Source organism: Xanthomonas arboricola pv. juglandis (assembly GCF_001013475.1).
In the GTDB taxonomy this organism is placed as follows: Bacteria; Pseudomonadota; Gammaproteobacteria; order Xanthomonadales; family Xanthomonadaceae; genus Xanthomonas; species Xanthomonas arboricola.
The window spans coordinates 1-23,257 of the sequence record NZ_JZEF01000005.1 but is presented as its reverse complement, the minus strand read 5'-3'; the positions used below and the strand labels follow the sequence as shown (position 1 = coordinate 23,257).

Below are 23,257 nucleotides of genomic sequence, written 5' to 3'. Positions count from 1 at the left end.
CCATCAGCGCACACGCGCAGCGCTCATGCGTTGATTTTTTCAAGACCTGCAGCAATGCCGGGCACCCGATCGCAGGCCAGGCCGCGCGCCTGCAGCGCCGCTTCAATGGCCGCAACATCGGCATCGCTGTAACCGGCGCCACTGCGCAACGCGACCACGTGCAGGCCTTCTGTGGCCAGTTCCAGCACCAGGTGCTGTTGTGCGTCGGCCTGCTGCGGCAAGGCGCGGCGTGCGGCATCGCGTCTTGCCAGTTCCAGCACCGCGTCGGGAATGTCGTCGCCGATCAGCAGGACGTCGGCCAGATTCATCGCACGCAGCGCCTTGATGGTGAGCAGGCCGGGATCGCCCGGGCCGGTGCCGACCAGTTGCACGCTGCCGCGCGCCGGCACCGCGCCGGCATCGTCCAGTGCCGCGATGAAGGCGCCTTCGGCTGCGTCGTCGTTGCCGGCCTGCAGCAGCAGCGGCACGTCACCGTCGATAACGCGATCGAACCAGCGCCGGCGCCGGTTCATGTCGGGGAACTGGCTGCGGATGCGCTCGCGGTGACGCGCGAACATGCCGGCGAAGCGGCCGACCGAGACATCCAGTTCGCGTTCCAGCCGTTCGCGCAGGCGGCGTGCCAGCATCGGTGCGGCACCGGCGGAGGAAATGGCGATGACCAGCGGGTCGCGATCCACGATGGCCGGCACCTGATAGGTCGACAACTCGGCATCGTCCACCACATTGACCAGGCGCTGACGCGCGCCGGCGGCAGCGGCGACGCGTTGATTCAACTCGCCATCGTCGGTGGCGGCGACCACCAGCCACACGTCGTCGATCCAGGCGGGATCGAACTCGCCGTCCAGTTGTTCGAAACGGCCGGCCTGCATCAGTTCCGCCAGTTCGGGCGAGAGCGCATGCGCATACAGGCGGATCTGCGCGCCCGCCTTGAGCAGCGCCAGCACCTTGCGCGTGGCGACCTCGCCACCGCCGATGACCAGCACGGCGCGCGCTTGCAGGTTTGCGAACAGCGGGAACAACGGCATCAGACGTACTCCGAAAGGATGGCTCGCACCGACGGCATGTTGCATGGCACCATCAGGCCACGTCCACGCCTCGCTGCCGCCAATGCGTGTCTTGCTGGTCAACGATACCGAAAAGCCGATCGGCGAACTGCGTCAGGCACTGACGTGCGCCGGTTACGCGGCTGTCGGCGCCGGCGTCGCCGCCTATGTGGTCGATGGCCTGGCGCTGGCGCGGCTGGCGCCGATCGTGCAGGTGGCGCTTGCGCGCTTTGCACAGGAAAGCAACATGCGCAAGCGCCTGGACGATGTGCAGCAGGCGCTGCAGGACCGCAAGCTGAGCGATCGCGCCAAGGGCCTGCTGATGGAAAAACGCGGCCTGAGCGAGGCCGACGCCTATGCGGCGCTGCGCTAGCAGGCGATGAAGCAGGGCGTCAAACTGGCCGAAGTGGCGCGACGCATCGTGGCCATGGCCGAGTTGCTGGGATGAACACATGAGCCAAGCCGACCTCCCCGTATTGCGCGTGGCCTACATGCCGCTGATCGATTGCGCGCCCCTGGTCGCGGCGCAGCGGCTGGACCTGGATCGGGTTTACGGACTGAAGTTGGACTTGCAGCGGCAGGCCTGGTGGACGCTGCCTTATCCGAGGCGGCAGCGCATTGCGACGAGCGCTTCGGCATGGCGTTGGAGCAGGCGGTCGGTTGAACGCAATTTGCCTAGCGCCGTGCGCGCCGATCCACGCGCGGCTTGGGCGTAAAACTTCAACGGATCACGCGGCGTGCCAACACGCGGCGCGCATGCCGCAATGCGATGCGCTCGTAGCACAGGTGATAGTTCACGCCGAGCAGCAGCGCGGCGCTCACGCTGAGCAGCAGGTTCACCGGCCAGGTGGACAGCGTCGTCCCCATCCGCCGCGTGGTGCGTGCCACCAGCGACATCAACGGCATATGCACCAGGTAGATCGCATACGACGTATTGCCGAGCAATAGCAGCGCCGGGCCGATACGCAGCCAGCCGCGCCATTCCGCGCGCACCAGGCCGACCACTGCGCCAGCGATCGCCAAGCCGAACAATGGCGAATGCACGCGTTGCATGCCATCGAACACGAAACACGTCGATGCCACGACCGCGACTGCAGCGCTGACCCATAGCGTCCATGCTGCAGCGCTCAGTACCGCGCGTGCCGCCAGCATGCCGAACACGAATTCCAGCGCGATGGGATGCAACAACAACGCCCGCCAGGAAACTTCCACCGGTTGCGCGAACGGCGCCCCCAAGCGCCGCGTACAGCAGCGTCACGCCGGCCCAGAGCAGCGCGCAGCGCAGCGGATGCCCGCTACGGAAGAACAGCCACGCCAGTGCATAGAACATCAGCTCGTAACTCAGCGTCCACGCAACGCCCAACGCGGATTGCCCACCCACCGGCAGCAGGGTCAGCGTGGCAAACCAGGACCAGCCCATGTCCCCATCGTCCAGGCTGGGCCGCAGCGTATAGGCCAATGCCAACGCAACACCCACCGGCCAGTACGGCAGATAGATGCGGCTGATGCGGCTGCTGGCGTAATCGCAGCTCCAGCCCGGCGTGTCCGCGCCGGCATGGTTGACGTAGTAGATGATGAAGCCCGACAGCACGAAGAAGAAATCCACACCCAGATAGCCGTGCGCCAGCGCCGCGGCCAGCCATGCCGGTAGCGGCTGCACCAGATGCGTGGTGGGCAGCACGCTGTGGCTGAGCACCACCATCGTGGCGGCCAGCGCACGCCCGGCCTGCAGGACGCGGATGGTGGGACAGGCAGGCAGCGCGACCATCGGCTGCGGCATCGGTACGCGGACGCCGGCCGTGTCCCTGCGCTCAGGCGGCCAGTTCCGCAGCGTCGGCAAAGACGCTGGCCTGCTCGGCACGCAGGCGATCGATCAGGCGGTTGGCCGGCAACTGCACATCGTCGTAGGTCAGCACCTGATCCTTGGCCACCGCATGCCGCAGCACGCAGCCTTCGGCCACGCCCATCGGCAGCAGCCGTGCGTTTGCGGTGATATCGGCGCGCTCGCACTGGCCGTAGCTCATGTAGCCGCCGAGTCCGTCGATGGTTTCGCCGATGGCCAGGTCGCGCTTGGCGGTGGCAATCACTTCCACCAGCGGTGCCCCCAGCGGTTGCAGCACCGCATCGCCCAGCAGCACCACCCGCGCCACCGACAGCGGGACTTCGAAGTGGCAGAGGTGGTACGGGGCGTAGAAGCTGTACAGCGGGCCTTCGCCGAGCTTGTAGAGATTGAGGTAGTGCTGCTGCCCGGCATCGTCGTGGCTGGCCAGCACGAACACGCCGGGCGAGGGCAGGGCGCCGACCACGTAATCCACCGCGCCGCCCACCGCACGCAAGGCCTCGATGTCGTAGCGCCGGGTCAGTTCGTCGACATGTGCGCGATGCTCATAGCCGGTCATGCCGCGCTGCAGGATCGACATGCCGGTGCCATTGGCCACGATCGCCTGCTCGAAGCTGATCTTGGTGCCGTCGGCAAAACTGGTGACCATATGCGGGTCCTGGCCCCACTTCGCTGCGAAACCGGCCTGTGTCGCCGGTGTGCGATACGGGTCCTGCAGGCTCTTGATGTTGCCGCACAGCAGCGGCGTCAGGCCGATCGAACGCACGAACCGGTACAGGTTCATCTGCACGCCGGGCTGGTCGCCATCGCAGGCGCTGAAGATCACCCCGGCTGCATCGGCCTTGCGCTTGAGCAGCGGGCCGACGGTGCCGTCGAGTTCGGCATTCATGGTGACCATGTGGCGGCCGTGGGCGATGGCGCCCAGACTGATGCGCGCACCATAGTCGATGGCGCCGGTGGCATCGATCAGGCAGTCCAGCGCATCGCATTCGTACAGCAGTGCAGGGTCATCGGTCACGGCGGGAATGCCGGCAGCGATCTGGCGCTTCAACTCGCTGGCGCCATCCACTACGCGTGCGTGCTGGCCAGCCTGGCGGTAGGCTTCCAGCGCCTTGTCCACGCTCCGGTTGCAGATCACCGACACCCGCATGCCCGGCACCGAATGCGCGATCTGGTTGACGATGCCGCGCGCCATGAAGCCGGCGCCGTACAGGCCAACACGCAAGGGGCGGCCTTCGGCGGCGCGGGCCTGCAATAGACGATCGATATTCATGCGCGCTCCCGCGGGGTGAGTCCGGCAAGGGTGGGGATGCCGTGTTGTTGTTCGTTGAAATCCGGCCACGCGGCATCCTTGTCGGACACCAGCTGTGGTTCGAGCGGCCACTGCACGCCCAGGCGCGGATCGTTCCAGCGCAAGCCGCGCTCGGCCTGCGGCGTGTACATCGCACTGGCGAAATAGAACGCCTCGGTCTGCGGCTGCAAGGTGATGAAGCCATGCGCAAAGCCGCGCGGCACGTACAGCGCCAGGCGATTGTCGGCAGTCAATTCGGTGCCGTACCACTGCAGGTAGGTGGGCGAATCCGGGCGCAGATCCATGATCGCATCCCACAGCGCACCGCGGATGCAGCGCACGACCTCGACCTCGGCAGCGGGCGGCAATTGGTAATGCATGCCGCGCAAGGTGCCGGCCTGTGCATTGAACGAGTTGTTGACCTGCACGAACTGATCGACCAGGCCGGCCTGTTGCCGCCGATCTCCACCATGGGCTTGGGGCGGATGGCGGTTTCTTCGGAAATGCGCGTTCCCAGGCCGCCCGCCAGAATGACTGCTTTCATTGCGATTCCTTGAACTGACGCGCCGGTGACTCGGCGCAGTGCGATGGAGCGCTAGGCAGTCATGCTCAGCGCAATCGCCGGCGGGCAGGCGGTCTGTTCGGCCATCGTGGCCAAGTTGTCGAGCATGGCAAAGCGCTCGGCCATCAGTGGCGGGCGCGGCAGCTGCAGCGTCTGCAGGATCTGCGCCCATCGGTGTGCCCAGTCGTGCCGTCGCAGGCACTGCACGGCGTTGTGCAGGCGGGCACACTCCAATCGGTCGGTCTGCTGCTCCAGATCGCGCAGGAACAGGCCAATCTCCTTGCCATCGGCCGGCAGCTCGATCACTGCATCTTCCCAATCGAAGTGCTCGGCAAACTCCGGGCATGCCTGTGCGGAGCCCAGAATCACCGCACCTCCGGCGGCGCCTTCGAAATAGCGCGTTGCCAGCGCCTGTTTTTTCACACCCTTGAAAAATCCTTGGGTGTCGACCACGAAGTCGTGCGCCATGAAGAACTTGGCGCGCTTGATCATGGTTGCCGACTGCAGCCGATGGGCAGCCCAGTCCTGCACCGCGCCACCGCGCAGCACATCGTGCAGATAGAAAAAATCCGGGTTGGCCTGTGCATGCGCAAGCAACTGCGCGTGCACCTGCGGCATGCGCCGGCCGATGCTGACCACGTCGATGCAGCGCTGCGGCGGCCGCGGCAATGGCGTTGCCAGCAGGGTGTCGCAGGCGCTGGCCAGAAACGAGACCGGCGTGCTGGTATAGCTCCGCAGCGCATCGACGCAACTGGCATTGAGTACGAACACATGGTCGAACTGGTCCAGCAGTTTCAACTCGGCCTTCTGCGATTCCAGCAATTCCGGCCAGGTTTCCAGCAGGTACACCACGCGGGTACGGCAGCGCTCGCGCCATCCCTTCATGCGCCCCAGCGTGCTCAATTCCCTGGGGAACTGGCACACGTAGAAGAACAGGTCATAGTCCTGTTCGACCACCCGTGGCTGTGCGTTGGAGAGCGCAGGTTGCCCGCTCAGCCGCTGCAGCGCAGAGACACTGCGGTATTTGAGTTCGTTGAGCAGATACGACACGCCGGGATTGACGCCGCGCCCGCGGGTGTAATCGGCCGCGGGCGGGCACAACAGCTGCGCGTGTTCCAGACTGCGGACCACGTTGAGCAATGCATATGCCTGCCCATTGAAGGCCTCTGGCCATGCCTCGTAATTGGAGGCAAGCAGGACCGAACGCGTTGCGTCCATTCAAACTCCTTCGGTGATTGCAGCTTCGAACCGGACGCGACGGGGCGCTCGGGTGGGGGAAGAATGCACACCGCAAAATTCGGAAAACGTCTGTCGGCGTTGAATAACGTGATTTACGTCATGCTTCAGCTGAATATAGAGCTGGATAGTGAGAAAACAGTGATAACGGTCGCGACAATCCTGCGCGTTCTAGTGTGCGGATAGACTGATCGGCCATCGTGTGAGAGCGGCCATGCAAGACGTCGAGTGCATCGTGATAGGTGCCGGAGTGGTGGGGCTGGCAATTGCGCGCGAGCTGGCGATGCGAGGGCACGAGGTGCTGGTGCTGGAATCCGAAGGTGCCATCGGCACCGGCAGCAGCGCACGCAACAGCGAGGTGATTCATGCCGGGCTTTACTATCCGGCCGGTTCCTTGAAAGCGCAGCTGTGCATCAGCGGCAATCCGCTGTTGTATGCGTATTGCGAACAGCGCCACGTGCCGCATCGGCGCTGTGGCAAATTGATCATCGCCTGCGACCACGCACAGCGCGACCAGCTCGAGCAGTTGCACCGCAGTGCCATCGCCAGCGGCGCGCACGGCTTGCTGCCGCTCGACGCTTCGCAGGTACAGGCCCGTGAACCCGCCTTGCGATGCGTGGCGGCGCTGGAATCCACCGCCACCGGCATCATCGACAGCCATGCGCTGATGCTGGCGTTGCAGGGCGATGCCGAAGCGCATGGCGCCACCGTGGCGCTGCGCGCACCAGTCGTGCAGGTCGAGCCGCTTGCGCAGGGCTTGCGCGTAAGCGTCGCGGGCCAGGCGCCGGCAAGGCTGACCTGCGCCTGGCTGGTGAACGCGGCTGGTCATGGTGCGCCGCCACTGGCCGCGCGGATCGATGGCCTGCCTGCGCATGCACAGGTGCGCGGCTATTTCGCCAAGGGCAGCTACTTCACCCTGGCGGGGCGCTCGCCCTTCCAGCAGTTGATCTACCCCATGCCCGAACCTGGCGGCCTGGGTGTGCATCTCACGCTGGATCTGCATGGGCGTGCGCGCTTCGGCCCCGACGTGGAGTGGGTCGCGCAGCCCGACTATCACTGCGAGCCAGCGCATGCGGCGCGTTTTGCCGCAGCGATCCGGCGTTACTGGCCTGGCCTGCCGGACGGCGCTTTGCAGCCCGGCTATTGCGGTGTGCGACCGAAGATCAGCGGGCCGGGCGAGGCGGCGGCCGATTTCCGTATCGACGGTCCGTCCATGCACGGCATCGCCGGTCTGGTAAACCTGTTCGGGATCGAGTCGCCAGGCTCGACCTGCTGCCTGAGCATCGCGCGGCATGTGGCCGCATTGATGGCTGCAGGGCGCAGCGCCACTACGCTGCCGGTCTGACATCGCCGGACCTTGCGCCTGGTTGCGGTTCGCTGACGCATTGGGCGAGCCAGGCATCGATCGATCTGACGATGCTGCATGCCTGGGTGCTGCCGGCGGCGGCCGCATGGGCAGGTGGTTCATGCGGCTGCGTTGGTAGCGCTATCGGTGCGTCGCGTGCGCAACATCAGCCTGCGCAAGGCAGGAGTGCAAGATTTGCACAGCGAGCGCAGCTGTTTTTTCCTGCAGCGTGCGGCGTGGCGCCGCCTGCCAGGGCTTTACGGGTTGGCACGATAGTTGCGTTACCCCTCCTACCAGTGGCGTGATCGACGCATCGAGAGGAGGCACAGTGGAAGACGGACAAAGCAATACTCGTAGCCGGCGCGGTTTTGCCGCATTGGATCCTGAAAAGCGCCGCGTGTTGGCGAGCAGCGGCGGCAAGGCAGCACATGCCAGCGGCAACGCGCACGAATTCACCAGCGACGAAGCACGCGAAGCTGGCCGCAAGGGCGGCCAGGCCGTCAGCCGCGATCGCGATCATATGTCGCGGATCGGCAGCAAGGGTGGGCGTTCCAAGCAGGCCAAACCTCAGGAAGAGGCCGTCTAGGCAAGAGTGCGGCGCGCATCTGGCGCGCCGTTCTTGCTGCAGCGGACTGCAGGCCCTGCACGCCATGTGCGGGGCCTGCTTCGTTTTGCGGAGCCGTCCGCAGTGTTGACAGCATGTCTGGAACAATCGATTGCAGCGACATGTTGTTTTCGATCTGCTTGTGCGTTGCCTGGATTGATTGAGACCTGATAAAGATATTGATGTGCAATGCATCACGACGAGATCGGAAGTTTTTTCACTCGTTGTCGCACGCACGCTATCGATTGCAGGGAAATATTTCGCGATTGCCTGGTGCACCTACCCAGGGGAATGCAGGATTTGCATCCACTGCAGAGTTGCAAAGCCGGCAGATGGAGTAGGAGCCAAGCGCGTTCGGTGGAAGGCTTAGGGATGCCATTGCATGGCAGCTCGCCTGCGTTGACCCCCTCGACTGCCCAACATTGAAACCGGGTCAGCGAATGGGGCAGGCCCAACCGCGGCCACAGTTGCGGCAATCCTTATGCAAAGCGGTATCGCGCTCGATGCCGACACAGCCTGGTTGACAGGCAAATTTGAGGGCCAGCAGCAACCGGGCTCGACCTTACGGGTCGTCACCATCATCGCATCTGCCGCCGAATGGACCGCCCGGCGCGCAGCGCTTACCCTGGCCGTCTTTCAATGGACGGCACCGGTAATGACAGAACGCATGGCGTATCCGATCGGCACTCCACAACAGCCCTGGGGCGAGGCGGAGCGCGCCGCATGGCGGGCACGTCAGCTGCGTCAGCGCAGTCATGCCGACGATGTGGTGCAGGTCATCGATGCACTGGATGCCAGCTATGAGCGTGTGCATTACGGGACGATCCAGGCGGCAGCCGAGCAGTATCCGTTGATGGCGCTGCGCAGCGCGCAGTGGAACGCCGGCTTACCTTGCGCGCTGGTGACCGGTGGCGTGCATGGCTATGAAACCAGCGGCGTGCAGGGCGCACTGCAGTTCCTGCAGCAACGCGCGGCGGCCTACGCAGGCAAGCTCAATCTGCTGGTGGTGCCCTGCGTCAATCCGTGGGGCTACGAGCGGGTCCAGCGCTGGAATGCCGATGCCATCGACCCCAATCGTGCGTTTCGGCCGGACAGCCCCGCCGCCGAGTCGGCGGCCTTGATGCAGTTGGTCGCCCCAGTGGCCGGACAGATGCTTGTGCATATCGATCTGCACGAAACCACCGACAGCGACGAGAGCGAATTTCGCCCGGCCCTGGCCGCGCGTGACGGCGTCGATTTCGTGCCCGGCAGCATTCCCGATGGGTTTTACCTGGTGGGCGATAGCGACGATCCGCAACCGCAGTTTCAGCAGGCAATCGTTGCCGCCGTCGCCGAGCTCACCCATATCGCACCTGCCGACGCGAACGGCCAGATCATCGGCGCAGCGGTGGTCGCTCCTGGCGTCATCAACTACCCGGTGCGGCATCTGGGCCTGTGCGCGGGCGTCACCGACGCACGTTATCGCACCACCACCGAGGTGTATCCGGACAGCCCGCGCGCAACGCCCGCGCAGTGCAACGCCGCGCAGGTGGCTGCGATCTGCGCGGCGCTGGACTACGCGCTCGCACAGCGCTGACGCATGGGCTGGCGCCAGATCGACGCTGGCGTCGCGGCGATGCCAGCCATCTGCAGCACGGCCCACGCATGCATGCCCTGAGCCACCGCACGGCTAGACTATGCAGTTCTTCAAGCGCACGCATGGACGACCCCGAATGACCCACGATGCGATAGACGGTGCACGCAGACGCCTGCTGGGCGGCGCGATGGGAATGGCCATCAGCGGCGGTGTGCTTGCCAGGCAACCCAACACGGAGAGCACGATGGCGCAGGACACGCAGTGGCAGGATGGCAGCTGGCTCAATCGGCCACAGACCGTCGCAATCAGCGGCGGCACCTTGGACGTGGTCACCGACAAGGCCACCGATTTCTGGCGCAAGACGCATTACGGATTCACGCGCGATAGCGGGCATTTTCTCGGTATCACCGCCGCAGCGCGCTTCACTGCACAGTTGCGGGTGCGTGCGCAATACGAGTCGCTCTACGATCAGGCCGGCATCATGGTGCGCGTGGACGAGCAGCACTGGGTCAAGGCGGGCATCGAGCTAAGCGATGGGCGTGCCATGCTCAGCAGCGTGTTGACCAACCCTGTCTCGGATTGGGCGACCGGCCCTTACGAGGCCGACCCCAAGGACTTCTGGATACGCGCCACCGTTGCAGACGGCGTCCTCCGTCTGCAGGTATCGGCCGATGGCCGGACCTGGCCGCTGGTCAGGCTCTGCCCGTTTCCCGTCGCCGACGCGTACCAGGTCGGACCGATGTGCTGCACGCCGGAGCGTGCCGGGCTGAAGGTGCGGTTTTCCGACTGGACGCTAGGTCCGCCGCTGGGCAAGGACCTGCACGATCTCAGTTAATGGCCGCGTGGCAATGCAGCGTGCGCGCTGCGTTGCCACGCGTATCACTGCAGGCGGCGAGGGCGGCGCTGTGTGAGTCGATCAAGGACGACGCACGCGCCTACTCGGGCAGATCGCATCACGGCAAGCGCTGTTCGGCCACCGCGCTTGCCACATAGGCCGCCACCAGCTCCGCTTCCATCGGCCGGGCCAGCAGATAGCCCTGCGCTTCATCGCATCCCCAACTGCGCAGCAGCGCAATTTCGTCGGCGTGTTCGATGCCTTCTGCCACGGTGCGATATCCCAGTGCACTGGCCAGACGTACCACCGCCTCGGCGCGCAGCTGCATGCCGGCCTTGTTGGCGATCCCGGTCACCAGCGATCGATCGAGCTTGAGCACGTTGACCGGCAGCTCGGTGAGATAACCGAAGTTGCTGTAGCCGGTGCCGAAGTCGTCGATGGCCACACTGACCCCGGCGTCACGCAGGGTGCGCAGCCGGGGCACGGCCTCGACATTGCTGCGCAACCAGCGGCCCTCGGTGATCTCCAGCTCGATGCGATGGGTGGGAATGGCCAGTTCCCTGCAACGTTGGATGACGTCTGCGGCGAGATTGCGGTTGCCGAAGTCGCGCGAAGACAGATTGATCGACATGGAGAAATCCAGCCCCTGCGCACGCCAGCTGGCCAAGTGCACCAGCGCGTTTTCGATCACCCAATTGGTGACGGTGCACATCAAGGCGGTCTTTTCGAACAAGGGGATGAATTCATCCGGGCCGATCGGGCCGAGGTTGGCATGCCGCCAGCGCAACAGCGCCTCGAAGCCGGTCACCGACAAGTCTTCAAGATTGATCCTGGGCTGGAACACCAGGCGGAAATCGCCGGCTTCCAGCGCCTTTTCGGCATCCAGCGCCAACCGGTACGAGCGCTGGATCGCATCGTCGTGGGAGGCGCTGTACCAGCACACGATGGCGTGATTGCTGATCGCATCGCCCAGCGCCACCAGCCCCTTGCGCATGACATCGTTGGTGTCCGGTTGCTGCGGCGCAAAGCGCACCACACCGGCATGGAAGGTCAAAGACATGGGGATGCCGGCCGCATCCATCGGTGCATGCAACATGTCGCGCAGATCGAGCAACAGGTCTTCCATCTCGTCGGGCGCGGAATTCAACAGAAAAAACGCGAAACGCATCGGTGCCACGTGATAGACCGTGGCCTTGCCGCGGAGTGCGCGCGTCAGCACGTAGCTGGCATGGCGCACCAGTTCTTCCAGCGGCTGCATGCCCAGCGCCTGACGTGCTTCATTGGCCGCCTGGGTGTCGTAGACCTCGATGAAGGCGGCGATGGTCGGCACACAGTGGCTGCCAAAGGCGAGGGCATCCAGGTCCGACTGCAGCTGGCGTGCATTGAGCAGGCCGCTGTGCGGTTCGCGCCGCCCGGCGCCGAATTGCAGTTCCAGCTGCGCGGCTGCCACATTGGCGAACATCAACAACTGTTGGTGTTCCTGGTTGGCCAGGCGACGCTCGCGCGTATCGATCACGCACAGGGTGCCGGAGACGCCGGTCTGCGGTGCACCCACAGGAACGCAGGCAATAAAGCGCGCCGGCAAGCCCGGGAAGGCGGCGTCGCCCAGCTGGATCGGGGCAAGGGCGGCAGGTTCGATCAGCTCCGTCACGCCGTTGGGCGCAGTAGACGCATGCCGGCACAATTCGATGGCTTGCTCGACATGGGCGGCACTGATGCCGCGCGCCGCCAGCACGCGCACGCGGCCGCCCTCGACGATGGTCAGTGCGGCCGCAGGCGCAACCAGTGCATGGCACAGCAGACGCGCGATCTGATCGAGCGGCTCCATGCCACCCAGGTCGATCGGCACACCCGACCAGTCGAAGTGCTGTTCCTGCCGTTTGGTATCCAAAGCAAGCGTCATGTCGTCAGATTCCGTGTTGAAGATCACACACTGCATGGCTACTAGAAACAAACCGAGGTCATCGACAGGTGACGATCATCGGGCACTAAAACCTTTTCGAATAAGCCGGCCTCCTCAATAAACTCCATCGCAGGCTATCGAACGCGACAATAAAATGGACAGGCGGAGTGGCTGAACACAAATACCGCAATCAATGAACGGTGTCGACAGTTGGTGGTGGTCTTAATAGTGAAAGCGGGCTCATTAAAACAAATAACGGCACTGAAAAGATCGGGGATTCATTCCTGCGCCGCAGCATTCCACACAAAAGTTGTAGTCGAAATGGTTCGGCTCGCTAACATCAATATTACCGCATCAGATCGCTTTAACTCATTCGGCCTCATCCAATCATATTCGGCTTTATAGCTGAATTATGCCATTTTTTACTTGAAGCCTGCCGCGCATGATCTGCGGCGCCTGCCGCATGAGGTGGCACGATAATACTGACAGGCACGAGCAAACCAGTCGACAGTTTCGACGTGTGTCATGGATAGTTTTGTGGTTAGTGATATTCAGCACAGTTTCATGCATGGCGCTTTGCCTATTAATCTCCCAATATTATCCGCAGGGAATGGTATTAAACGTCCTCATCCGTAGGCGATACCGGTTGGCACGGCAAAAGCTGTTTTAAACCGACTCGACAGTAAATCAACTTTCTGCTGTTGGAGAGCGCGTGTGTGTGTGCGTGAGTCTCTGCACGGCGATACAGGGGGAATAAAATGAATCGTGCATTTGCGCTGGTCTGGAACGCGGCGATTGGCAATTGGGTGGTGACGCACGAGCTGGTACGTCGGCGGCGTAAGCCCGGTTCAACCCGCCGCAGTGTGGCGAGCCTGGTCGTCCTGGCGGTGGGAGCCGCCGCACCGATGCTGGCCTGGGGGGCATGCACACCTGCGCTCCCCGCAGCGGGTGCGACCGTCACCTGCACAGGGCTGCCAATCACCAGCAACAGCTTCGCAAGCAACGCAAACAACCTGACCATCAATGTTGCGGCTGGCACGCAAATGACCGCCGGGCTGCTGGGTGGAACCGCCATTGCGCTCACCGGCACCAATGCCACGCTCAACAACAGCGGTACGATCGATCCCTCGGTGCTCGGCCTGTTGTCGGTGTTGAGCACCGGCGTCACCATGGGCAACGCCAGTTCCACCACGGTGACCGCCAATAATCTCGCCACCGGCGCGATTTACGGCACCGGCGGCCTGCTGGGGGCGAACCTGCTCAATCTCGCCGGCATGGCGCTTGGCATCACCTCGGCCAGCAATGGCGTCGTGCAGATCAACAATGCCGGCCTGATCGATAGCCGTGCATTGTTGAACCTGTCGGTCCTGAGTGCGGATACGCCGGTGATTGCGGTCAGCGGCGGCGGTACCGTCAATGCGGTCAACACCGGCACCATCAACGGGCGTGTGGGCTTCCAGAGTTCGGCCACCGGCAACAGCTTCGTCAACGCCGGCAGCATCAACGGCAGCGTGTCGATGGGGGCGGGCAGCACCAACAGCTTCACGGCGGTGACTGGCGGCAGCGTCAACAGCGGCGGCGGGCTCGCGCTCGAACTGCTTGGGCCGGGTGGCTTGCTGAGCTTTGCGCAGACCGGTGTGGTGGATGGCGGCGCAGGCGGCACCAATACGCTGATCCTGCAGAATTCGGCCACCGGCACTGGCAGCGGCAGCACCGGCGTCGGAACACTCAGCACCGCGCAGTACATCAATTTCGGCAGCCTGCGCGTCAACAGCGGCACCTGGTCGGTGGGCGGCGGAAGCAACTTCGGCAGCAGCGCGCTCAATGGCGGCGTACTGCAGTTTGCCAATCCTGCGCAGCTAGGCACTGCCATCACCGCCAACGGCGGTGCGCTGGAGGCGACGGCCGCCGGCCTGAGCCTGTCGCCTGCCGGCGGCATCACCTTGGGAACAGGTGGCTTGACCTTGCAGGGCGCCAATGCCCTGATCGTTGCCAGCCCCATCATCGGCACCGGTGCGCTGACCAAGACCGGGACCGGTGCGTTGGGCCTGACCGGCAGCAATACCTTCAGCGGTGGCGTCAACCTGCTCGGCGGCTCAGTGACCGTTGGCACCAATGGCGCACTGGGAACAGGCACCGTCAACGTATCTGCCGGCAGCGTGCTTTCCAGTGCGGCGGTCGACTTGCCGAACGCGTTCGTGCTCAACGATTTCATCGGCATCGGCGGTGCCAATAACCTGCGACTCGGCGGCGGCATCAGCGGCGCCGGAGCGCTGAACAAGATCGGCACCGGCACGCTCAGCCTGGGCGGCAGCAATACCTACGCAGGCGGCACGACGCTGGGTGCGGGGACGCTGCTGATCGAAACCAACACTGCGCTCGGAGCGGGCACGGTGACAGCCGCCGGTGGGCAGCTGGATACCAGCGCTCCACTGACCCTGGCCAACAATGTTGCCTTGACCAATACGCTGGGCCTGGGTGCCAGCGGCAATGCGCTGACCCTGACCGGTACGCTTGCCGGTGCGGGTGGTGTCAACAAGACCGGCACCGGCACGCTCGCGCTCAACGGCGCCAACACCTACGCTGGCGGAACCACGCTGGCATCGGGCACCTTGCAACTGGGCAGTGCCTCGGCACTGGGAAGCGGCGGCCTGAACGTCACCGGCGCGTCCAACCTCAGCAGCAGTACGCCACTGACGGTGGCCAACGGCATCAGCCTTGGCGGACCCTTGAACTGGACCGGCGCGCAGGCGCTGACATTGAGCGGTGCCATCAACGGCGGCGGCAGCCTGATCAAGAGCGGCGCGGGCGACCTCACCCTGACCGGTAACAACGCCTACACCGGTGGCACCAGCTTGAGTACCGGGCGCCTGGTGGTGGGCTCGAACGCGGCACTGGGCACCGGCACCCTGACCGCAAGCGGCGGCGAGCTGGATGCCACCGCTGCGGCAACCCTGGGCAACACGATTGCACTCACCGGTAGCTTGGGCGTGGGCAGCAGCGGCAATGCCTTGAACCTGACCGGCGCCATTGGCGGCACCGGTGCGTTGAACAAGCTCGGCACCGGCAGCTTGACCCTGAGTGGCCTGAACACCTATGCCGGCGGCACCAACCTCAATGCCGGCATCTTGCAGGTGGCCAGCGGCACCGCGCTGGGCACGGGTGCGTTGAACGTCACCGGCAATGCGGCCCTGCAAAACACGGCGGCCACCTCGTTGAGCAACGCGATCGCGTTGACTCCAGGTGCGCTGACACTCAGCGGGGCGCAAGCACTGACACTGAGTGGCGCGATCAGCGGCACCGGGAGCCTGATCAAATCCGGCACCGGCGACCTCACGCTGAGCGGCAACAATCTGTACAGCGGCGGCACCACGCTCAGCGCCGGCAAGCTGACGGTAGGCAGCGACACCGCGCTCGGTGTTGGCGCGCTGAGCGCAGCAGCCGGTACCACCCTGGACAATGCAACTGTCAGCACGCTGGCCAATGCCATTGCATTGGCAGGCCTGGTCAATGTGGGTGGCAGCAACGCGCTCACGCTTACCGGCGCCATCACCGGCGTGGGCAGCCTGGACAAGCTGGGGCCCGCCAGCCTGACCCTGGCCGGCAACAACAGCTACACCGGCGGCACGCGCCTGAGTGCAGGCAGCCTGATCCTGGGCAGCGACACCGCCTTGGGTCTTGGCACCCTGACCGTCGGCGGCGGACTGCTCGACAGCACCGCCGCACGCGTGCTCGCCAACAACGTTGCGCTGGAAGCGGACCTGCAGCTCGGCGGCAGCCAGGATCTCACCCTCACCGGTGCGGTCAGTGGCGTGGGTGGCGTGGTCAAGGACGGCAATGCTGCATTGACGCTGGCTGGACCGAACAGTTTTGCCGGTGGCGTAGATCTCAATGCAGGCGCGCTGCTGATCGGCGACGGCGCAGCCATCGGCACCGGGGCGCTGACCGCTGCCGATGGCACGCAGCTGCAGGCCACCGCCGCGACCACGATCGGCAACGCTGTGGTACTCAACGGTGCGCTTTCGCTCACCGGCAACAACGATCTGGGCGTCACCGGCATCGTCAGTGGCGCAGGCAGCCTGATCAAGCAGGGCGCCGGTGCGCTGACCCTCACCGGCAACAACGTCTATACCGGCGGCACCTTGCTCGACACCGGCATCCTGTCGGTCGGCAGCGACAGCGCACTCGGCACCGGCGCGCTCACCGCTGCTGATGGCACACAGCTCACTGCCAGCACTGCGGTGACCTTGCAGAACGCGGTCAATGTCGCCGGTCAACTCGCCATCGATGGCCAGGACCTCACCCTTGATGGCGTGGTCGACGGCGCCGGTCGCCTGATCAAGAACGGCACGCAAACGCTCACGCTCAATGGCAACAATACCTGGGCGGGCGGACTGCAACTGCAGGGCGGCGCAGTGGTGGTCGGCAGCGACACGGCACTGGGCTTGGGCACGCTGAGCGCCGCCGCGGGCACCACACTGGATGCCAGCACCGCGGTGACGCTGGGCAATGCGCTTGCCTTGAATGGCGCACTCACCTTGCCTGGCACGCAGGACATCACGCTCAATGGCGTGGTCAGCGGCAGCGGCAGTCTCGACAAGCAAGGCGCTGCCACGCTGACCTTGGCCAATGCCAATACCTTCAGCGGCGGCGTTGCGCTGAATGCGGGGCGTGTGGTACTCGGCAACGACGCTGCGCTGGGCGTGGGTGCGCTGCTGGTCGGCGGCCCTGCCGAACTGGATGCCGCTGCCGCGCTGACGCTGGGCAATGCGGTGCAGTTGAACGATCAGCTCACGCTGGTCGGCAGCAACGATCTCGGCTTGAACGCTGCCATCACCGGCACCGGCAGCCTGATCAAGAATGGCGCCAGCACGTTGTCGCTCAACGCGGGCAACAGCTATAGCGGTGGCACCACCTTGACGGCCGGCACCATTGCGGTCGGCGCCAACGATGCACTCGGCACCGGCAGCCTGTCGGTGGTCGGCAATGCAGCGCTGAGCAACGCGATTGCGGTGGCGCTGGGCAACGACATCGCGCTTGGCGCAGCGCTCACCGTGGACAACGGTGCGGACATGCTGGTCAGCGGCAGCATCAGCGGTACAGGCGACTTGATCAAGACCGGTGCCGGCACCCTGACCTTGAATGGCAGCAACACCTACACCGGCCCGCTGGCGATCCAGGCCGGCACGCTAGTGGCCAGCACCGCCGCGTCGCTTGGCAACGCCAGCAACGTCGATGTCGCTGCAGGTGCGGTGCTGAATCTCAGCAACGGTGGCCTGATCAGCGCGCTCAGCGGCGCCGGCAATGTCACTACCGATGCCGGCGGCACGCTGCAGTTGGGCGGTGGCGATTTTGGCGGCAGCCTTGGCGGTGGCGGCAATCTGGACAAGGTCGGCGCCGGCACGGTGCGCCTGCTCGGCAACAGCGCGATCGGCGGTGCCACCCAGGTCAGCGGCGGCACCCTGGATGTGATCGGCACCCTGGGCACCAGTGCATTGAACGTGGCGCTGGGCGGCACGCTGACCGGCACCGGCACCACCGGCAACGTGGCAAGCAATGTGACCATCGCCGACGGTGGCCGGCTTGCCTTGACCAGTGGCTCCTCGCTCAGCGTGGGTGGCCTGACCCTGGCACCGGGTGCGTTTTTGGACGTCGCATTGGCAGCGCCGAGCAATACGCGGCTGCTCGCGGTCAATGGCGACCTCACCCTGGACGGCACGCTCAACATCACCGACATCGGTGGGTTCGGCACGGGTGTGTACCGGCTGATCGACTACACCGGCCTGCTCACCAACAACGGTCTGGCGATCGGCCTGTTTCCGGGCAGCGTGGATCTCAGCCAGCTCGCGCTGCAGACCGCCATCGGCCAGCAACTCAACCTGGTGGTGACGGCGCCGGGCAGCATCGTGCAGTTCTGGGATGGTGTGCAAACCACCGCCAACGGCACCGTCGATGGCGGTGCAGGAACCTGGGGTGCGGCGACCAACTGGACCAGCCAGGACGGCAGCGCCAATAGCACCTGGCAAGGCGATTTTGCGGTCTTTGCCGGCAACGCAGCCACCGTTGGCGTGGTGGGGACGCAGAGCATCGGCGGCCTGCAGTTCGTCACCGATGGCTATCAGCTGACCGATGCCGGCGCGGGTGGACTGGCTGTGACTGCGCCGTTGACCGCGATCCGTGTGGATCCGGGTGCAACCGCCAGCATCGATGTCGCCATTTCCGGCAGCGGTGGCGTGGAAAAACGCGACACCGGCACGCTGGTGCTCGATGCGGCCAACAGCTATACCGGCGGCACCGCACTCAGCGGCGGCACCCTGGTGCTGGGCGACGCGCAGGCGCTGGGCACCGGCACCCTGACCGCAGCAACCGGCACCAACCTCGATAGCAACCAGGCATTGGCGGTCACCAATGCGGTGGTGCTCGATGGCGCGGTCAACCTGGTCGGCAGCAACGACCTGCGCTTGTCCGGCCCGATCAGCGGCGCGGGCAGTCTGATCAAGAACGGCGCGTCCACGCTCACGCTCGACGGCGCCAACAGCTACGTCGGTGGCAGCGTGTTGAACGCAGGCACCCTGGCGGTTGGCAGCAACACCGCGCTCGGTGTCGGCAGCCTGTCGGTGCTGGGCAATGCCACCTTGAGCAACGCGATTGCGCTGGCACTGGGCAATGCGGTCAATCTCGGTGCCGATCTGACCATTGCCAGCGCGGACGATCTGGCCCTGACCGGGGTACTGAGTGGCGCGGGTGCCTTGACCAAGACGGGCCTGGGCACCTTGACCTTGTCCGGCGGCAACACGTTCACCGGCCCGGTGTCGGTGCAGGCCGGCGTGCTCGCCACCGCCGCCCCCGGCGCGTTGGGCAACACCAGCGCCGTGGACGTTGCCGCAGGTGCCGGGCTCTCGCTCGGCAGCAATGCGGCCCTGGGTGCAGTGACCGGGCAGGGCAATGTCGCGGTGCTGGGCGGCACCACGCTGCAGCTTGGCGCCAACAACGTCGGCAGTACTTTTGCCGGCAGCCTGAGCGATGCAGGCAATCTGGACAAGGTCGGCATCGGCACCTTGCAGCTCACCGGCACCAGCGCGCTCGGCGGCACCACCCAGGTCACCGCCGGCACGCTGGACGTGGATGGCACGCTGGCCAGTGCAGGCGGCCTGACCGTGGGCAGCGGTGCCAGCTTGAGCGGCAGCGGCGTGGTCGATGCGGCGGTCACGGTGAATGACGGCGGCCGTCTGGTGGTGACCAGTGGCGCAGTGTTGACCACCGGCAGCCTGAGCCTGGCTCCCACTGCCACGCTGGACGCGTTCCTGGGCATCCCCAGCCAGACCGGCGTGTTGGCGGTCAATGGCGATCTCACTCTGGACGGCACGCTCAACATCACCGACATCGGCGGGTTCGGCACCGGTGTGTACCGCCTGATCGACTACAGCGGTGGCTTGACCGACAACGGCCTGGGCATCGGCACGTTGCCCGGTACGATCGATCCCACCCAGCTGACGCTGCAGACCGCGCTGGCCCAGCAGGTCAACGTGGTGCTGCTGGCGCCCGGCAGCAACGTGCAGTTCTGGGATGGTGCGCAGACGGTTGCCAATGGCAGCATCGATGGCGGCGCAGGCGTCTGGGCCGCAGGCCCCACCAACTGGACCTCGATCGATGGGCTGAGCAACAGCGACTGGCAGAACAGTTTTGCCGTGTTCGCCGGCACCGCGGGCAATGTAGGCGTGCAGGGCACGCAAGGCATTACCGGCATGCAGTTCGTCAGCGACGGGTATGTGCTGAGCGATGCCGGCGGCGGTGCATTGAGCGCCAATGCGGCCACCACCATCATCCGGGTCGACCCCGGCGTCACCGGCACCATTGATGTGGGCGTCGGCGGCACCGGTACGCTGCAGAAACTCGACACCGGCACGCTGGTGCTGAGCGCCGCCAACACCTACACCGGCGGCACCGCGCTCGGCGGCGGCACGCTGGTGCTGGGCGACGCGCAGGCACTGGGCACCGGCACGCTGACCGCGGCAGCCGGCACCAGCCTCGATACCGACCAGGCATTGGCCGTGGGCAATGCGGTGGTGCTCGACGGTGCGGTGACGCTGCTCGGCAGCAACGATCTCGCCCTGACCGGCGCCATCAGCGGTGCCGGCAGCGTGATCAAGGCCGGTGCATCCACGCTCACGCTCAGTGGCAACAACAGCTATGCCGGCGGGACCGCGCTGAGCGATGGCACCTTGTCGATCGGCAGCAACAACGCGCTGGGCACCGGCAGCTTGTCGGTGGTCGGCGCTGCGGTGCTGACCAACCCTGTTGCCGCAACCGTGGGCAATGCGGTCGTCCTGGGCGCTGCGCTGAGCGTCGACAATCCGGCAGACCTCACGCTTGCCGGCGATATCAGCGGCAGCGGCGCCTTGATCAAGACCAACACCGGCACGCTGACACTGGACGGCAGCAACAGCTACACCGGCGGCACGACGGTCAATGCCGGCACGCTGGTCGGCGACAGCGCCAGCCTGCAGGGAGCCATCGTCGACAACGCGACGCTGGCGTTCAACCAGGTGGCCGATGGCGTATTCACCGGTTCGATCACCGGCACCGGCAGCGTGATCAAGGACGGTGCCGGCGCACTATTGCTCAACGGTGCGAACGGGTACACCGGCGGCACCACGATTGCGGCCGGTACCTTGATCGGCGACACCACCAGCCTGCAGGGCGATATCGCCAACAACGCGGCACTGGTGTTCAACCAGAACACCGGCGGCGTGTATGCCGGCACGCTCAGCGGCACCGGCTCGCTGCAGAAGGCCGGCACCGGCGCGCTGCAACTGCTCGGGCCCAACACCTATACCGGCGGCACCGTGATCGGCGCCGGCAGCCTGATCGGCAATACCACCAGCCTGCAAGGCAACATCGTCGACAATGCCACGCTGGTGTTCGATCAGGCCACCGATGGCGTGTTCGCCGGCGCGGTCAGCGGCACCGGCAGTGTGGTCAAGCAGGGAGCGGGGGCGCTGACGCTGGTTGCGCCCAATACCTATAGCGGTGGCACCACCATTGCCAGCGGCAGCCTGATCGGCAACACCACCAGCCTGCAGGGCAACATCGTCGATAACGCGACACTGGTGTTCGACCAGGCCGGCGATGGCACGTTTGCCGGCAACGTCACCGGCAGCGGTACGTTGATCAAGAACGGCGCAGGCGCGTTGACGCTGGATGGCGTCAATGCCTATCTCGGTGGCACCACGATCAATGCAGGCACATTGATTGGCGATACCGACAGCCTGCAGGGCAATATCGCCAATGCCGGCGCGCTGGTGTTCCAGCAAACCGCCAATGGCACCTACGCAGGGACCTTGTCGGGTACCGGCAGTCTACTCAAGGATGGTGTGGGCACCTTGCTGGTCACCGCCAACAGCAGTGGCTTCACCGGCCCGACCACGATCGCCGCAGGCGCCTTGAGCGTGGGCAACCCGGCCAATCCGGGTGCCGCGTTGGGTGGGCCGGTGACGGTGGGTCCGGGCGGCACGCTCACCGGCAGCGGCAGCATCGGTGGCCTGAGCTCGGGCGGTACCGTGGCGATCGGTGGCGGCGGCACCATCAGCGTCGGCGGCAATGCCACGCTCGGCAGCGGGTCCACCTTGCAGGTCACGCCGGGCGCAGGTGGCGCGGTCACACCAATCAGTGTGGGCGGTGCGGCCACGCTGGCACCGGGCAGCACCCTGCAACTGGTGCGTGCGACGGATCTGCCGTTGTTTACCGAGATTCCGGTCATCAACGCCGCTGGCGGGCTCACCGGTCAGTTCACCAACGTCGTCTCCGACTACGCCTTCGTCGCGCCGAATCTCAGCGCCAGTGCCACGGCGCTGTCGGTGTCGTTCGGCCGCAACGCCGTGTCCATGGTCGATGCGGTCACCGTGCCAAACCAGCAGGCTGCCGCAGCGGCCGTGGAGGGCTTGCCGACCACCAGCCCGGTCTACCAGGCGGTGGTGCGTCTGCCCGACGAACCGCAAGCGATCAGCACCGCGTTTGCATCGTTGTCGGGCGAAAGCCATGCCAGCACGGCGACCGCATTGCTGGATAGCCGCTTCCTGCTGAGCGGGATCGGCAATCATCTGCGTGGCGACAGTCAGGACGCGCGGGTGGGCGACACCACGGTCTGGATCACCGGCCGTAGCCTGCCCAATCGTGTCGATGGAGATGCCAACGCCGCCTCGGTACGACGCGAGGACAACGGCCTCATGGCTGGTGCAGAACGGCGTATCGGCGAGCGCAGTGTGATCGGTGTCGCGGTCGGCAATCAGGACATCGAAACCCGCTCGCGCGAATCCTTCGAGCGTTCCGATATCGATGGCACCCATGCCGGCATCTACGGCCAGGCCGATTGGTCCGCGTTCGCTCTGCAGGCTGCGGTCGACTATGCGGACTACAACGTGGACAGCAGCCGTCGGGTGATGTTGCCCGGCGTGCTCGAAGAGCGGCTGACCAGCGATTACGATGCGAAGGCCATCACCGTCTCGGTGGAGGCGGCCTGGAGACTGCGCACCGGTAATGCGGTGTACAGCCCCTTCATCGCAGCGGACTACACGCATCTGAAGACCGATGGTTTCAACGAGCGCGGCGGCGTTGCCGGGCTGTCGGTGGACAGTGCCAAGGACGAGTACACCACCAGCACGGTGGGCGTACGCGGGCGTTGGCAGTTGGGTGCGGCGGCCGGGGTGTACGCCTCGGTGGGTTGGCGGCATGCGTTCGGCGACCGCGCTGTGGAGCGGTCGGCCGGCTTTGTCGGCAGCGGCTCGCAGTTCTCGGTGCAGAGCGTCACGCTGGCCAAGAACGCGGTGGTCGGCGAACTGGGCGTCAGCCTGATCACCTCGCCTAACAGCCGCATGGCCTTGTCGTTGCAGGGACTCAACGGCGATGGCCAGACCGCATACGGCGGCCAGGTCACCTGGGGCTGGAGCTTCTGATTCACCGCAGACCAAAAAGCCCCGGCATTGCCGTAATGCTGTTCACTTAAGCGGAGCAGCCTTCCGATCT

The 23,257-nt window shown here is 65.3% G+C and carries 11 protein-coding genes and 3 pseudogenes; 7 read left to right on the top strand and 7 right to left on the bottom strand.

Annotation, left to right across the window (positions count from 1 at the left end; translation table 11 throughout):
* Positions 1 to 23: 23 nt before the first annotated feature.
* Positions 24 to 1,025: an NAD(P)-dependent oxidoreductase gene (locus tag XARJCFBP2528_RS17285; RefSeq protein WP_047124946.1), complete on the bottom strand. Its 1,002-nt coding sequence runs from the start codon at positions 1,023 to 1,025 to the stop codon at positions 24 to 26.
* An 82-nt stretch (positions 1,026 to 1,107) separates the two neighbouring features.
* Here XARJCFBP2528_RS17285 and XARJCFBP2528_RS17280 point away from each other — a divergent pair.
* Positions 1,108 to 1,491, top strand: a pseudogene (locus XARJCFBP2528_RS17280) (ANTAR domain-containing response regulator).
* A gap of 4 nt (positions 1,492 to 1,495) precedes the next feature.
* A pseudogene (locus XARJCFBP2528_RS23585) lies at positions 1,496 to 1,633 on the top strand (ABC transporter substrate-binding protein); the annotation flags it as partial.
* A gap of 130 nt (positions 1,634 to 1,763) precedes the next feature.
* Here XARJCFBP2528_RS23585 and XARJCFBP2528_RS24310 read toward each other — a convergent pair.
* The 5 genes and pseudogenes from XARJCFBP2528_RS24310 to XARJCFBP2528_RS17255 all read right to left on the bottom strand — a co-directional run bounded on the left by XARJCFBP2528_RS24310 (position 1,764) and on the right by XARJCFBP2528_RS17255 (position 5,954).
* Positions 1,764 to 2,255, bottom strand: a complete 492-nt coding sequence (locus XARJCFBP2528_RS24310) for an acyltransferase family protein (RefSeq protein ID WP_231103936.1) — start codon at positions 2,253 to 2,255, stop codon at positions 1,764 to 1,766.
* 94 nt (positions 2,256 to 2,349) lie between these two features.
* Positions 2,350 to 2,745, bottom strand: a pseudogene (locus XARJCFBP2528_RS24305) (acyltransferase family protein); the annotation flags it as partial.
* 109 nt (positions 2,746 to 2,854) lie between these two features.
* Entirely contained in the window at positions 2,855 to 4,156 is a 1,302-nt protein-coding gene (locus XARJCFBP2528_RS17265; protein WP_016904472.1) for an NAD(P)H-dependent oxidoreductase, read from the bottom strand.
* Positions 4,153 to 4,602: a dTDP-4-dehydrorhamnose 3,5-epimerase family protein gene (locus XARJCFBP2528_RS17260; RefSeq protein WP_016904473.1), complete on the bottom strand. Its 450-nt coding sequence runs from the start codon at positions 4,600 to 4,602 to the stop codon at positions 4,153 to 4,155. Before XARJCFBP2528_RS17260 ends, XARJCFBP2528_RS17265 begins: the two co-directional genes overlap by 4 nt.
* A gap of 167 nt (positions 4,603 to 4,769) precedes the next feature.
* Positions 4,770 to 5,954, bottom strand: coding sequence for a glycosyltransferase family protein (locus XARJCFBP2528_RS17255; protein ID WP_039527248.1), 1,185 nt, complete (start codon positions 5,952 to 5,954; stop codon positions 4,770 to 4,772).
* Between the two features lie 232 nt (positions 5,955 to 6,186).
* Between XARJCFBP2528_RS17255 and XARJCFBP2528_RS17250 the strand changes: the two genes are divergently transcribed.
* From XARJCFBP2528_RS17250 to XARJCFBP2528_RS17235, 4 genes are all read left to right on the top strand, one after another.
* Positions 6,187 to 7,317, top strand: a complete 1,131-nt coding sequence (locus XARJCFBP2528_RS17250) for an NAD(P)/FAD-dependent oxidoreductase (RefSeq protein ID WP_047124945.1) — start codon at positions 6,187 to 6,189, stop codon at positions 7,315 to 7,317.
* 328 nt (positions 7,318 to 7,645) lie between these two features.
* Positions 7,646 to 7,903 carry a KGG domain-containing protein gene (locus XARJCFBP2528_RS17245; protein ID WP_039521587.1) on the top strand — a complete coding sequence of 86 codons (258 nt, stop codon included), beginning with the start codon at positions 7,646 to 7,648 and terminating at the stop codon, positions 7,901 to 7,903.
* A gap of 673 nt (positions 7,904 to 8,576) precedes the next feature.
* Positions 8,577 to 9,497 carry a M14 family metallopeptidase gene (locus XARJCFBP2528_RS17240; protein WP_039814524.1) on the top strand — a complete coding sequence of 307 codons (921 nt, stop codon included), beginning with the start codon at positions 8,577 to 8,579 and terminating at the stop codon, positions 9,495 to 9,497.
* A 136-nt stretch (positions 9,498 to 9,633) separates the two neighbouring features.
* The gene (locus tag XARJCFBP2528_RS17235; protein ID WP_039814511.1) at positions 9,634 to 10,332 is read left to right on the top strand and encodes a DUF1349 domain-containing protein; all 699 of its coding nucleotides are present in this window, start codon (positions 9,634 to 9,636) and stop codon (positions 10,330 to 10,332) included.
* Positions 10,333 to 10,450: 118 nt separating this feature from the next.
* Here XARJCFBP2528_RS17235 and XARJCFBP2528_RS17230 read toward each other — a convergent pair whose 3' ends face one another.
* Complete coding sequence (locus XARJCFBP2528_RS17230; protein WP_039814526.1) at positions 10,451 to 12,262, bottom strand: EAL domain-containing protein; 1,812 nt, start codon at positions 12,260 to 12,262, stop codon at positions 10,451 to 10,453.
* Positions 12,263 to 12,993: 731 nt separating this feature from the next.
* Here XARJCFBP2528_RS17230 and XARJCFBP2528_RS17225 point away from each other — a divergent pair.
* Positions 12,994 to 23,187 (top strand): autotransporter-associated beta strand repeat-containing protein, encoded by a 10,194-nt coding sequence (locus tag XARJCFBP2528_RS17225; protein WP_047124944.1) that lies wholly within the window; start codon positions 12,994 to 12,996, stop codon positions 23,185 to 23,187.
* Positions 23,188 to 23,257: the final 70 nt, after the last annotated feature.